Source organism: Pseudomonas folii (assembly GCF_014357575.1).
Classification (GTDB): Bacteria; Pseudomonadota; Gammaproteobacteria; order Pseudomonadales; family Pseudomonadaceae; genus Aquipseudomonas; species Aquipseudomonas folii.
Map to the genome: position 1 here is coordinate 15,002 of NZ_JACONW010000068.1, position 14,070 is coordinate 29,071.

General features: G+C 58.3%; 9 protein-coding genes. 3 read left to right on the forward strand and 6 right to left on the reverse strand.

The annotated features are described in order from the left end of the window. Window positions 1–237: 237 nt before the first annotated feature. Window positions 238–2,016: an ABC transporter transmembrane domain-containing protein gene (locus H8S59_RS15155; RefSeq protein WP_187521935.1), complete on the reverse strand. Its 1,779-nt coding sequence runs from the start codon at window positions 2,014–2,016 to the stop codon at window positions 238–240. Window positions 2,017–2,302: 286 nt separating this feature from the next. Here H8S59_RS15155 and H8S59_RS15160 point away from each other — a divergent pair, with 286 nt between their 5' ends. Then, on the forward strand, window positions 2,303–2,479 hold the full coding sequence (locus tag H8S59_RS15160) for a PA1571 family protein (RefSeq protein ID WP_164581703.1): 177 nt from the start codon (window positions 2,303–2,305) through the stop codon (window positions 2,477–2,479). Window positions 2,480–2,549: 70 nt separating this feature from the next. Here H8S59_RS15160 and pdxB read toward each other — a convergent pair whose 3' ends face one another. The 3 genes from pdxB to H8S59_RS15175 all read right to left on the reverse strand — a co-directional run bounded on the left by pdxB (window position 2,550) and on the right by H8S59_RS15175 (window position 4,712). Further along, window positions 2,550–3,698 (reverse strand): 4-phosphoerythronate dehydrogenase PdxB, encoded by a 1,149-nt coding sequence (gene pdxB / locus H8S59_RS15165; protein WP_187521936.1) that lies wholly within the window; start codon window positions 3,696–3,698, stop codon window positions 2,550–2,552. 239 nt (window positions 3,699–3,937) lie between these two features. Continuing rightward, window positions 3,938–4,192 (reverse strand): sulfurtransferase TusA, encoded by a 255-nt coding sequence (gene tusA / locus H8S59_RS15170; protein WP_027898617.1) that lies wholly within the window; start codon window positions 4,190–4,192, stop codon window positions 3,938–3,940. Between the two features lie 49 nt (window positions 4,193–4,241). Then, on the reverse strand, window positions 4,242–4,712 hold the full coding sequence (locus H8S59_RS15175; protein WP_095093317.1) for a DUF1289 domain-containing protein: 471 nt from the start codon (window positions 4,710–4,712) through the stop codon (window positions 4,242–4,244). 395 nt (window positions 4,713–5,107) lie between these two features. On the opposite strand from H8S59_RS15175, the gene acnB reads away from it, so the two are divergent. Further along, entirely contained in the window at window positions 5,108–7,717 is a 2,610-nt protein-coding gene (gene acnB / locus H8S59_RS15180; protein ID WP_187521937.1) for a bifunctional aconitate hydratase 2/2-methylisocitrate dehydratase, read from the forward strand. A gap of 266 nt (window positions 7,718–7,983) precedes the next feature. Here the strand turns inward: acnB and H8S59_RS15185 are convergent, their stop codons facing one another. Beyond that, window positions 7,984–12,840, reverse strand: a complete 4,857-nt coding sequence (locus tag H8S59_RS15185; protein ID WP_187521938.1) for an NAD-glutamate dehydrogenase — start codon at window positions 12,838–12,840, stop codon at window positions 7,984–7,986. A 345-nt stretch (window positions 12,841–13,185) separates the two neighbouring features. Here H8S59_RS15185 and H8S59_RS15190 point away from each other — a divergent pair, with 345 nt between their 5' ends. Beyond that, window positions 13,186–13,551, forward strand: a complete 366-nt coding sequence (locus H8S59_RS15190) for a hypothetical protein (protein ID WP_187521939.1) — start codon at window positions 13,186–13,188, stop codon at window positions 13,549–13,551. Between the two features lie 323 nt (window positions 13,552–13,874). Here H8S59_RS15190 and H8S59_RS26795 read toward each other — a convergent pair. Then, window positions 13,875–14,070, reverse strand: a 196-nt coding sequence (locus tag H8S59_RS26795) for a hypothetical protein (protein ID WP_214658344.1), incomplete at its 5' end; no start/stop codon positions are given.

Below are 14,070 nucleotides of genomic sequence, written 5' to 3' on the forward strand. Positions count from 1 at the left end.
CGGAGCCTCAGGTTCACCGCGTTCGAAGGTAGGAGGCAACTTGTTGCCGAGAGGGCCTGACGCGGATATTCAGGCACACCGCCTCGCGAACAAGTTCGCTCCTACCCGGCCGCGGAGGCTCAGGCTTGCCGCGCTCGAAGGTAGGAGGCAACTTGTTGCCGAGAGAGCCTGACGCGGTTATTCAGGCACACCGCCCTCGCGAACAAGTTCGCTCCTGCAGTTCGTCTCGGGTCAACGTCAAACCACCTCCTCTCCCCGCGCATTGAACTGCAATGCCGCCAACCTTGCATACAGCGGATTGCTGACAATCAATTGCTGATGCGTGCCTACGGCGACCAGTTTTCCTTGATCGATAACGGCAATCCGGTCGGCGTTTTGCACCGTGGCCAGTCGATGGGCAATGACCAATGTCGTGCGGCCTTTCATCAAACCCGGTAACGCTTCCTGAATCAGGTGTTCACTCTGGGCATCCAGCGCGCTGGTTGCTTCGTCCAGCAGCAGAATCGGAGCGTCCACCAGCAATGCCCGAGCGATGGCCAGGCGTTGACGCTGCCCACCCGACAAACCAAGCCCGCCATCACCCAGATGGGTCTGGTATCCGTTGGCCATTTGCAGGATGAACTCATGGGCGTGGGCGATACGCGCAGCTGCTTCAACCTGTTCTGTGCTGGCGCTGGCATTGCCATAACGAATATTGTCTTCAACGCTGCCGAAAAACAGCGCGGGTGTCTGCGAGACCAGCGCAAAGTGACGGCGCAAGTCTTGCGGATCGAGCTGCGTAATCGGCAACCCTTCGACAAGAATCCGCCCCGACTGCGGATCGTAGAAACGCAGCAGCAAATCAAACAATGTCGATTTACCCGCCCCTGAAGGACCAACCAACGCAAGGGTTTCACCCGGTTCAATGGTCAGGGTCAGGTTATCCACGGCCTTGTGCTCAGGGCGTGACGGATAGCTGAAGCTCACGGCCTCCAATTCCAGACGACCGCTGATCCGCTCCGGCAATTGCAACAGATCGCTGCTCGGCGGTGTGATTTCGCTTTTGGCCCGCAGCAGTTCGGAAATTCGCTCGGCCGCCCCCGCCGCCCGTTGCAACTCGCCAATCACCTCACTCAGGGTGCCGAAGGCGCTGCCGACGATCAGTGCGTAAAACACGAACGCAGCCAGTTCACCGCTGGAAATGGTGCCCTCGATGACATCCATGCCGCCGACCCACAACATCACGGCCACCGCCCCCAGCACCAGGATGATCACCAGCGTGATCAGCCACGAGCGTTGCAGGATGCGCTTGCGAGCGGTCTGGAAAGCATCCTCGGCAGTCTTCGCGAAACGCGCCCTGTCCTGCTGCTGATGGTTGTAGGCCTGAACCGTCTTGATCTGCCCCAGCGCTTCGGACACGTAACTGCCGACGTCGGCGACACGATCCTGGCTTTCCCGGGACAGGCTGCGCACGCGGCGGCCAAAGATCAGGATCGGCGCCACCACCAGCGGCAGTGCTACGACGACAATGCTGGTGAGTTTCGGGTTGGTGATGAACAACAGAATAATCCCGCCAATCACCATCAAGGCATTGCGCAGGAACATCGACAGCGACGAACCGATTACCGATTGCAGCAATGTGGTATCGGCGGTCAGGCGTGACTGGATTTCGGAACTGCGATTATTTTCGTAGAAACCCGGATGCAGATTGATCAGGTGATCAAAGACCTTCTTGCGCAAGTCCGCCACGACTCGTTCACCAATCCAGGACACCAGATAGAAACGGACAAAGGTGCCAGCCGCCAGGCCCATGACCAGCAGCATGAACAGGCCGATGGATTGATTGAGCAGGTGCGGTGAGCGCGTGACGAACCCCTGATCCACCAGCATTTTGATTCCCTGCCCGATCGACAGGGTGATCCCGGCCGTGACGATGAGCGCGATCAGCGCGCCAACCGTTTGCCAGCGATAAGGAGCCATGAACTGCGCCGCCAGGCGAATGGCCTGACGCTGACGACTGGAAAGCAATGAAGCCATGAAAGCTGGACCCGCATGAAAGGCTGAAGCCAGAGCCTACACCGGTCCGACGGGCATTTCTCTGCTATTACCACCCGGCAGGTGCTGATGAACTATGGCGATTAGCCTTAGTCGCATCGTTATGACCGTCATGACCCATTGCTAGACAGGATTGATCTAAGCGAACGCTGGCGGTTATGTGCAGTTTCTGGTGGACTTGACGCGCGTTTGATGTGCCTAGGGATGTCACGGCAGAGTCATTGAACGCGGTTAGTCTAAGCACAACACCTGATGAAGGAGACAGGCCATGAGCTTGCAAGCAAACAGCAATGAAGTGCCAGTCGTACGAGCCAACCCGCAGCTGCCCGTGGGCGGCGCAATCCTGGACAAGGACGGGCGCGAAGTCGTGATCACTGAAGAGATGGTTCAGGCCGCTTGTCAGGAATGCGACAAAAACTGGGTTACACCTGAAAAACAAGATTGAGCAACGCCCCAACATTTAGAACCCGACGTCCGCGTCGGGTTTTTTCTGTCCGGAATTTGATCTGGCAGGCTCAGGCTGCCGGGACAACCACAGCGCCCAGCGCCGTCACCAACGCCTGCAACGCAGCCGATTGGCCATTGATTTTCACATTTAAACCTTCGATCTCGCGACGCGGCGGATAGTTTTTGCGCAGCAGATCGAACGCTACAGGCTGGCTTACCGAGCCCACCAGGCTCCGGCGAAAATCGGCGTCATCACGACGCGGGTCGTAAACGCCACGGCACAGCGTGTTCAGCGCCCAGACCGGATCGGTGCGCTCATCCAAGGTGACTTCCGCGAGCCAAGGCCGGGGCAACAGATCGGCAAGACTGATCTGCGCTTCCTGCCCAAGAAACCCACACAAGGCTTGATAAATCTGCGCAGTGCCTCGCTGCCGCCCGTCGAGGCTGTAACCCGCAATATGTGGCGTACCGATCACGCACAGGTCGGCCAGTTCGGTATTCACGTTGGGCTCGCCTTCCCAGACATCCAGCACGGCTTGCAGGTCTTCGCGCTCCAGCATCGTGTCATGCAAGGCCCCGTTATCAACCACTGCGCCACGGCTGGCGTTGATCAGCCAACTGCCGTGCCTGAGTTGCTGCAAACGTGACTGATCCAGCAGATGCCAGGTCGGATGTTCGCCCCCCTTGTCCAGCGGGGTGTGCAAGCTGATCACGTCACAGCGCTGCAGGATTTCCTCAAGGCTGACGAAGTCACCGCCTTCAACGGCTTGCCGGGGAGGATCGCAGACCAGCACATTCCAGCCCAGTGCCTTCAGCACCTTGATCAACCGCACGCCCACCTGCCCCGCGCCGACTACGCCATAGGTGCGCTGCGCCAGATCCACGCCTTCGATTTCCGCCAAAGTCAGCAGACTGCCGAGGACATAATCCACGACGCCACGGGCATTACAGCCCGGCGCGCTGGACCACTGAATACCCGCCTGCTGGAAGTAATCCAGATCAAGGTGATCGGTGCCAATGGTGCAGGTGCCAACAAAACGGACCGGACTGCCTTCGAGCAATTCGCGGGTCACCGGCGTTACCGAGCGCACCAACAGAATGTCCGCTTCCGCCACAGCAGCCCGGTCAATGGAACGGCCGGGCAAATGCTGGATCTCGCCAAAACCGGCAAAGAAGGCGTCGAGCAACGGAATATTTTCGTCAGCAACAATTCGCATGGTGTACTCCCAGAGGTCGGCGGCAGTGTAGGCATTGATCGTTGCGGATAGGAAGGTGTGTTCGAGCTGGCTGACTCTCAAGCAGGAGATCCTCTGCCTGCAGCCTTTTCAGCAGCGCTTCATTTGTCGTGGGACCGGCTTTAGCCGGGAAGGCGGCATATCTGACAGCACAAATATGTCGGCTGTACTGGCCCCTTCCCGGCTAAAGCCGGTCCCACGTCAGAAATACTCCGGACCGATCAATCCAGCTTCTTGCGAATCCAGTACAGGAAGGTGCCATCCGCAGCCTCTTGATCCACTAGGTCATGGCCCAGGAAAACACAGAACTTGGGGATGTCGCGGCGCGTGGACGGGTCGGTGGCGATGACCTTGAGCAGGCCGCCAGCAGGCAGGTCGCGGACTTTCTGATGCAGCATCATCACTGGCTCAGGGCAATTGAGGCCGGTGGCGTCGAGAATGGCGTCGACGGGCTGACTTTGGATGGGTTCAGACATAAGCACTCCAGAAACTGGCGGGCATTATCCCGCGTATCCGGACAGGTCGCTAGCTGCCAAACGCATCCTTCAGGAAACCCGGTGCAATGTAGCGTTCGTAGTGCGCTTCGGACAGCAGGAAAAATTCCCGATCAATGGCATCGCGCAAGTCAGGCAAAGCCCAGTCGCGGAACTCCGGCATCAGCACCATACCGTACGCTTCAATATTGGTAATGACCCGCGCGCCCCGTGCAATCAGCTGGTAAGCCCAGCAATACTCTGACTGGGCAGGCACGAAGCGGATTTTGCGCAGTTCCAGTTGCGCACGCAGTTTGCCCGCATCAAATACTTCCAGCTTGGCGGTCATCACCTGAACCAGCAGTTGTTCGAGCCGCAGCCACACTGCCCGCTTCTGGTCTTCGTCGTAACCGTTCCAGTGGATCACTTCATGGTGGAAACGCTTGCAGCCACGGCACACCAGGTCCCCGTAAACAGTGGAACAAAGGCCGACACAGGGCGTTTTGATGATTTGATTGGGCATGGCAGGCAGGGCAACGACAGGCGAGAACGAGCCCGCATATTAGCCCTTTGTCTAACAACGATCACCCCCGAACGTGTAGGGCTAACTTACCTTTACAGAAGATTTGCCGTAGAATCAGCGAGCCTTTTAAGGCGCCAATGTCCGTTGGAAGCTGTTTTCAAAGCGTCACGAGCACAGTCAAAGTAACCCAGCAGTCCGGTGTTGACGCAGGATTCAAGCCCTCGTCAACACTCATCAGCCGTCCTGCAGGCGTAAAACTTTGAAAACAGCTTCTGTAAGGAATTGCCGAAAACCCTGGCCAAGGAACTCAAAAAGTTTCGTCGTGCAGGTTTTTCGGGCAATTCCTGGATGAGCGTCCCGGACACCCATTTGGGACCACTGATGAGGGTAATACTGTGCTTGAAGCCTACCGTAAACACATCGAAGAGCGTGCCGCCCAGGGTATCGTGCCCCAGCCGCTTAACGCCGAACAAACTGCCGGCTTGATCGAACTGCTGAAGAATCCCCCGGCTGGTGAAGAAACTTTCCTTGTCGACCTGATCACCAATCGTATTCCGCCTGGCGTTGACGAAGCTGCCTACGTCAAAGCCGGTTTCCTGTCTGCCCTGGCCAAGGGCGAAGCCACTTCTCCCCTGATCGACAAGAAGCGCGCCGTTGAACTGCTCGGCACCATGCAGGGCGGTTACAACATCGTCACGCTGGTTGACCTGCTGGATGACGCAGAGCTGGCCCCGGTGGCCGCTCAGGAACTCAAGCACACGCTGCTGATGTTCGATGCCTTCCACGACGTGGCCGAAAAAGCCAAAAACGGCAACACTCACGCCAAGGCTGTCATGCAGTCCTGGGCTGACGGCGAATGGTTCAAGAAGCGCCCGACGCTGGCAGACAAAATCAGCCTGCGTGTGTTCAAGGTGACTGGCGAAACCAACACCGACGACCTCTCCCCGGCGCCTGACGCCTGGTCGCGTCCTGATATCCCGCTGCACGCCCTGGCCATGCTGAAAATGGCCCGTGAAGGCATCGTGCCGGACGTACAAGGCTCCATCGGTCCGATGAAGCAGATCGAAGAAATGCGCGGTCAGGGTTTCCCGATTGCCTATGTTGGCGACGTGGTCGGCACCGGTTCTTCGCGTAAATCTGCCACCAACTCGGTGCTGTGGTTCTTCGGCGACGACGTTCCTTACGTGCCGAACAAGCGCGCTGGCGGTTTCTGCTTCGGCAGCAAAATCGCTCCGATCTTCTACAACACCATGGAAGATGCCGGCGCACTGCCAATCGAATTCGACGTCAGCAACATGAACATGGGCGATGTGATCGACCTGTATCCGCATGCTGGCAAAGTCTGCAAACACGGCACTGACGAAGTCCTGACCACCTTCGAAATGAAGACGCCGGTTCTGTTGGACGAAGTGCGTGCTGGCGGTCGTATCCCGCTGATCATCGGCCGTGGCCTGACTGACAAGGCTCGCGCCGAACTGGGCCTGGGCCCTACCGACCTGTTCAAACTGCCGGAAGCACCAGTCGACACTGGCAAAGGCTACACCCTGGCGCAGAAGATGGTCGGCAAGGCGTGCGGCTTGCCAGAAGGCAAAGGTGTTCGTCCTGGCACCTACTGCGAACCGAAGATGACCACCGTGGGTTCGCAAGACACCACGGGCCCGATGACCCGCGACGAGCTGAAAGACCTGGCGTGCCTGGGCTTCTCCGCTGACCTGGTCATGCAGTCCTTCTGCCACACCGCTGCTTATCCGAAGCCGATCGACGTCACTACGCACCACACGCTGCCTGACTTCATCATGACCCGTGGCGGCGTTTCCCTGCGTCCGGGCGACGGCATCATCCACAGCTGGCTGAACCGTATGCTGCTGCCGGATACCGTCGGTACCGGTGGTGACTCCCACACCCGTTTCCCGATGGGCATCTCGTTCCCGGCCGGTTCCGGTCTGGTTGCGTTTGCTGCAGCCACCGGCGTTATGCCACTGGACATGCCGGAATCGATTCTGGTGCGCTTCAAAGGCAAGATGAAGCCTGGCATCACCCTGCGCGATCTGGTTCACGCCATTCCTTACTTCGCTATTCAGTCGGGCTTGCTGACTGTTGAGAAGAAAGGCAAGAAGAACGCCTTCTCCGGCCGCATCCTGGAGATCGAAGGCCTTGATGACCTGAGCATCGAACAGGCTTTCGAACTGTCCGACGCCTCGGCCGAACGCTCTGCCGCCGGTTGCACCATCAAGCTGTCGAAAGAGTCGATCACCGAGTACCTGAACTCCAACATCACCCTGCTGCGCTGGATGATCGGCGAAGGTTACGGCGATGTTCGTACGCTGGAACGTCGTGCTCAAGCGATGGAAGCCTGGGTTGCCAATCCTGAGCTGATGGTTGCCGATGCTGACGCGGAATACGCTGAAATCATCGAAATCGACCTGAACGACATCAACGAGCCAGTGCTCTGCGCACCGAACGATCCGGACGACGCCCGTCTGCTGTCCAGCGTTGCTGGCGAGAAGATCGACGAAGTGTTCATCGGTTCATGCATGACCAACATCGGCCACTTCCGCGCTGCGGGCAAGTTGCTGGACAAGGTCAAGGGTCAGTTGCCAACGCGTCTGTGGCTGTCGCCGCCGACCAAGATGGATGCTCACCAGCTGACGGAAGAAGGCTACTACGGCATCTACGGCAAAGCTGGCGCGCGCATGGAAATGCCAGGCTGCTCGCTGTGCATGGGTAACCAGGCACGTGTAGAGCCGAACTCGACGGTTGTGTCGACGTCGACCCGTAACTTCCCGAACCGTCTGGGCGACGGCGCGAATGTCTACCTGGCCTCGGCCGAGCTGGCTTCCGTTGCTTCGATCCTGGGTCGCCTGCCGACCGTCGAGGAGTACATGGAATACGCGAAACAGATCGATACCATGGCAGCGGACGTATACCGCTACCTGAGCTTCGACCAGATCGCCGAGTTCCGTGAAGTCGCCGCGAACGCCAAGATCCCGGTTGTTCAAGCGTAAAAGCGAAACACAGCGTTAAGAGAACCCCGTCCATGTGACGGGGTTTTTTATTGGCTTCAAACCATCCTGACGTGGGACCGGCTTTAGCCGGGAAAGCGATGTTTCTGACGTCCAATTTTCAGTGACTGTACCGACCTCTTCCCGGCTAAAGCCGGTCCCACGACATCGCGCCAATATGTGCGATCGCGTTTCTCCTGTGGCACAGCGCCCATAAAAAACCCCACATCTCACGATGCAGGGCTTCTCGTTACAACCGAACTAAACCATCAAACCGCGAGGGTCTGTCCGCTCATGGCCAGGTCCAGCAACTCACGGTTGGCCACGGCGTACATCGCGTAGTCCGTGCCGCTTGCTGCGCGGATGTCCACCAGCATGGCGCGCCAGCGGTCGACCATGGCGCTGTGCTGTTCAAGCCACAGGTTCAGGCGTTCCTCGATATCCGCAGGGCCATCGGCCATTTGCAGAACCGAGATGGTGATCGCCCGTTGCTGCCAGTCGATGTCATCTCGGAACGCTTCACGGGCCAGGGCTTGCCAGTTGTTTTCCACCGGCAGGCTGCTGATCTGTTGCAGGTACCAGGTCACGTCCAGCGCGCTGCCCACGGCGAAGTAAGCCTTGGCCACGTCGGCAGCGTTCTGCCCGGTGACGTCAGACGCTTCGATGATCGGCAGCAACGTGTACAGGTGGCTGGTGCCTGCGACCATGCGTGCCAGTAATTCCGGCACGCCGGCTTCGACATAGGCCTGATAGCGGGTCTGCCAGACTTCGCGAGTCGGGCCTTCCAGCAGTTCGTCGAGTTTCAGACCCAGCGCAGCGAGGTGCGGACCGAAGTGCGCAACATCACGGGCGGCGTCCAGCTCGTTACGACGGCTGCGCAGGAACCAGCGCGTCGCGCGGCGGCCCAGACGCATCAACTCGTCCATCAATGCCAGCTGAATCTCGGCAGGCACCTTGTAGTCCAGCGCCTCGATCTGACGGAACCAGTGCGGGAGGTGGAAGATATCACGCACGATCACGTAAGCGCCCGCCACGTTGGCCGCACTCATGCCGGTGGACTCTTTGAGTCGCTGCACGAAGGTGATGCCCATGTGGTTGACCAGATCGTTGGCGATCTGGGTGCTGACGATTTCGCGCTTGAGACGATGCTGACGCATGGCGCCGGAGTATTTGGCACCCAACGACGGCGGGAACGCGGTTTCCATGTCGCGCGCCAGATAGTCATCATCCGGTACACGGGATTCCAGCAGCGCTTCGTTCAGATCGATCTTGCTGTAGGAGATCAATACCGACAGCTCCGGACGCGTCAGGCCATGACCGGCCGCCACGCGCTCGCTGATCTGCTCTTCAGCAGGCAGGAACTCAATGGCGCGGTCCAGCTTGCCACGGGCTTCCAGATCCGCCATCAGGCGTTTGTACTCGGCAATCCGCTCGTAAGCACGACGCGTCGCCAGGGACAGGGCCTGGGTCTGCTTGTAGTTGTTACCCAGCACCAGATTGCCGACTTCGTCGGTCATGCTTTCCAGCAGCTGATTACGCTGCTTTTCAGTCATGTCACCGGCCTGCACCACTTCGTTGAGCAGGATCTTGATGTTCACTTCGTGGTCGGAGCAATCCACGCCAGCCGCGTTGTCGATGAAGTCCGTGTTGGAACTGCCACCATTGAGCGCGAACTCGACACGGCCCAGTTGGGTCATGCCCAGGTTACCGCCCTCGCCCACCACCTTGCAGCGCAGCTCGTCACCGTTGACCCGGTGCGCGTCGTTGGCCTTGTCGCCCACATCGGCGTGACTTTCTTCGCTGGACTTGACGTAAGTACCGATGCCGCCGTTCCACAACAGATCAACCGGCGCCTTGAGCAGCGCGTTCAGCAGTTCGGTCGGGGTCAGCTTGTCAGCCTTGATGTCGAAGCGTTCTTTCATTTGCGGCGTGATGGCGATGCTTTTCGCACTGCGCGGGAAGATTCCGCCGCCTGCCGACATGATGCTGGTGTCGTAATCGGTCCAGGCCGAACGCGGCAGGTCGTACAGACGCTTGCGCTCGATGAAGCTGCTGGCCGGGTCCGGGTTTGGATCAATGAAGATGTGGAGGTGGTTGAATGCGGCCACCAGTTGCAGCTTGTCGGACATCAGCAAGCCATTGCCGAAAACGTCACCAGCCATGTCACCGATGCCGATGACGCTGATGCTGTCCTGCTGAACATTGATGTCGCGCTCACGGAAGTGACGCTGTACACCGACCCATGCGCCCTTGGCGGTAATGCCCATTTTCTTGTGGTCATAACCGGCAGAACCACCGGAAGCAAACGCGTCCCCCAGCCAGAAGCCGTAATCGATGGCGATGCCGTTGGCGATGTCGGAGAAGGTCGCAGTGCCTTTATCCGCCGCGACCACCAGGTACGGATCATCGTCGTCATGACGCACGACGTTGGCTGGCGGAACCAGCCCGCCCTCTTTCAGGTTGTCAGTGATGTCCAGCAAGCCGGAAATGAAGATGCGATAGCAGGCGATACCTTCGGCCTGAATGTCATCACGGCTGCCACCCAACGGCAGGCGACGCGGCAGGAATCCGCCTTTGGCCCCCACTGGCACGATCACCGAGTTCTTCACGTGCTGGGCTTTCACCAGACCGAGGACTTCAGTACGGAAGTCTTCTTCGCGATCCGACCAGCGCAGGCCGCCACGGGCCACGTTACCGAAGCGCAGATGCACGCCTTCGACACGCGGCGAGTAGACGAAGATTTCAAACTTGGGCACCGGCTTTGGCAGCTCGGGAATCAGACGCGGGTTGAACTTGAAGCTGAAGTAGCTCTTGTTCTGACCGCTGGCATCAGGCTGATAGAAGTTGGTGCGCTGGGTGGCTTTGATCAGGTCCAGGTAACGACGCAGGATGCGGTCTTCGTTGAGTACCTGAACATTGTCCAGCGCGGAAAGAATCGCCTGCTCCAGACGCAATTGCTTGTCGTCCAGATCATCAGTGGTCAGTTTGCGCGCCAGATAGAAGCGGGTTTTGAACAACCGGGTCAGCTCACGGGCAATGTCCGTGTGGTTGTTCAGGGTGCTGGCGATGTAACCAAGGTCGAAGCCCAGACGAATCTGTTTCAGGTAACGGGCGTAGGCACGCAGCAGTGCCACATCGCGCCACGGCAGACCGGCAGTCAGAACAAGACGGTTGAACGCGTCGTTCTCGGCATCGCCGCGCACGATGTGGACGAACGCATCCTGCAGAGTGTCGTTGAGTTGCTGGATGTCGATTTCCAGGCCTTCAGCCGCCGTGAACGCGAAGTCGTGAATCCAGAACTCGCGGCCGTTGGTGTGGCGCAGGCGATACGGGAATTCACCCAGTACACGCAGGCCAAGGTTTTCCAGAATCGGCAGTACGTCGGACAGGGCCAGCGGCGTATCGGCGTGGTACAGCTTGCAATGCAGCTGCGCCTTGTCGCCGGACAGCGGCTGATAGAAGCTCATCACCAGTGGTTTGGCTTCGCTCAGATTGAGCAGGTGCTGCATGTCGACCACAGCCGAATGCGCAGCGAAACGCTCGCGATAACCCGCCGGGAAGCCTTTCGGGAAATCCGCCAGCACATTGGTGCCATGGGCTTCGCCGAAGCTCTCCACCACGAGACTGGCGTAATCGTCTTTCCACGAACGGCAAGCCTGAATCACTTCGTTTTCAAGCTGGACCGGGTCAATGTTCAGATTAACCTTCGGGTCCACCCGCAGAATCAACTGAACGCGAGCCAGAACCGACTCGGAGAAGAAAGTCCAGAACTCGCAGTCACTGGCCTTGAGACGCTCCATCAGGACTTGCTGGATCTTCTGGCGGACTTCTGTGGAATAGATGTCACGCGGCACGTAGGCCAGGCAATAGCAGAAACGACCGTAAGGGTCTTTGCGCAGGAACACGCGAATCTTGTTGCGCTCCTGGATCTGCACGATGGACATCACGGTGTTGAACAGCTCGTCCACCGGGGTCTGGAACAGGTCGTCGCGAGGCAATACTTCGACGACTTGCGCCAGCTCTTTACCCAGGTGAGCCTTGGGATGGAAGCCGGAGCGGTGCTCGATCTCAGCCACCTTGCGACGGATGTACGGAATCTCGCGAACGCTTTCGCCATACACCGAGGAGGTGTAGAGGCCCATGAAGCGACATTCCTTGATGACCTTGCCCGAGGCGTCGATCTGGCGGATCGACACATAATCAGGATACGCCGGGCGATGTACACGACTCGGGTGCGCGGCCTTGGCGAACGACAGCAGCATCGGCTCGTGCAGGTAGCTCACGGCGTAATCTTCGATGTGCAGGTCTTCGTGAGTCAGGCCAGCACGCAGACGCTTGGTCAGGCCGAGGAAAGACGATTCGTCGTACACCAACTGGCCGCCATCGCCTTCGTTGCTGACTTGAAACTCTTCGTAACCCAGGAAGGTGAAATGGTTATCCACCAGCCAATGCAGGAACGCCTTGACCTCGGACTTCTCGCCCTCATCGACGGCGTACTGCACAGAATCGATGCCTGCCAGCAGCTCATTCAGCTTGGCCTTCATCGGTTCGAAATCTTCTACGGCAACCCGTACTTCGCCGAGCACTTGCTCCAGCTCACGGGCCAGCACATTCAACTCGCTGGCGTTGGCACAGCGGTCGATTTCCAGGTACATCAGGGATTCTTGCAGCACGTCTTCGCCGCTGGTGCCTTTAGGCAGCAATTCCAGCAGTTCGCCCTTGCTGTCGCGACGCACGCTCAACACGGTGGTTTGGAGCGTATGGATACTGTAACCGCGACGGTTCAGCTCGGTGCGCACCGAGTCCACCAGAAAGGGTAGATCGTGGTGCAATACTTCAACGGCGGTGTGCGTGGATTGCCAGCCGTGACGTTCGTAATCGGGGTTGTAAACGCGGACCTGCGGGGTGGCATGTTCAAAACGTTCAAGCAGACGCCAGGCTGACAAGGTGCAGCCCGCCAGATCGGACAACCGACGCTGGGTGAGTTCGTCGAGGGAAATGATGCCAAAAAATTGCTCGGCGAACAGCGCCACTTGTGGCAGTGCCTGTTCACTGATGTGCTGCGCCAGTGCTGCTTGCAGTTGATGCTGAAAGTCAGACTTGCTGGCTGCGGTGAAGAACGCCATCTGAGGTACTCCGCTTGTGCTTTTTTAGAAGGAAGCTTGAAGGAAGTGTTGCCTGCACATGCTGTGCCTGGATGAAACGGCAGAGGCACAGCATAAGCCAAAGAACTAACGCTTGCCGCGAACGACTCGTCACATTTGCTTTCTGTAGCCGGTGCCGGAAAAAACAACACGCAGGGTAGGATTTCTCCTCTACCGTTCATCCGCCACCCAGCTTAACGAGAGCTGACAGGCAGTTACTTGTCGTGCTGCGACATATTCGGTCATCTGGTTGCAAGAAACTCTTGGGCATTGCTTGCCAATCGCTGGCAAAATTGCTTCTTGCCCGCTTTTAAGCCAGGAACGTTCATGCAAATCAAGACTGCCAGCTTTATCGTCAATCCCTGTGATGACGAGTACGACGACATGGCGCTGCTGTGCTGCCACGGTGAAACCGGCGATCTGTTTTCGCTGACGCGCTTCCCGGACGAGCAGGAAGTCGAGATCACCGTACGCGATGACAAGGTGCTTGCGGTTTCGCAGCTCAAGGTGACGCTCAGTGCCGAGCGTCTGCTGATTGAGCTTGATCCGGCGGATGGCAAGGCGCTGGATGGGCATCATCTGTATGAAATCAGCCATGGCATGGCGGCGGATGAGCTGAAGGAGGTTGAAGAGACGCTGGTGATTATTCTTGAGGGTGTTGGGGTTTATGTGAGTGAGCTGGCGGGTGCTTGATGATTGGGCGTACATATCCATTTTTGCGATGACGGCTTACATCGGTTGCGCTTTTACAGCGCCTCACTTTTGAACATCCGGAAGCCGGCCCAGACAAAAGTAAGCAAAACGCTCTTGCCCCACCACTGGGTCCCTCGCTGTCGCTCGGCATACCCGTAATCCGACATTACTGCGTGGGGCCGCCGCCACCGGCCATCCATGGCCTGAGGCGGCTAAACCGGCATCCCTGCCGCCCCTTCCTTTAACAAGAGCCCCCACACAGCAAGGTCGAATTCCGGCCGGCGTGGTTTAACGGGGCTCTTGAGATCAAAATCAAAAGCAGATCAAAAGCAGAGCGAAAACTGCAGTAGCGCTTCGGACCGGTAGGAGCGAACTTGTTCGCGAGACGCCAGCACAGCCAAAACAGGCATCGTCTGACACACCGCCTCGCAGCCTTCGGCAGCTCCTACAGAATGTCGGCAAACCCAAGAAAACAGGTCGGCTTTCAGGCCGCCGCGCTTTTGATTTTGATCTGAGGCG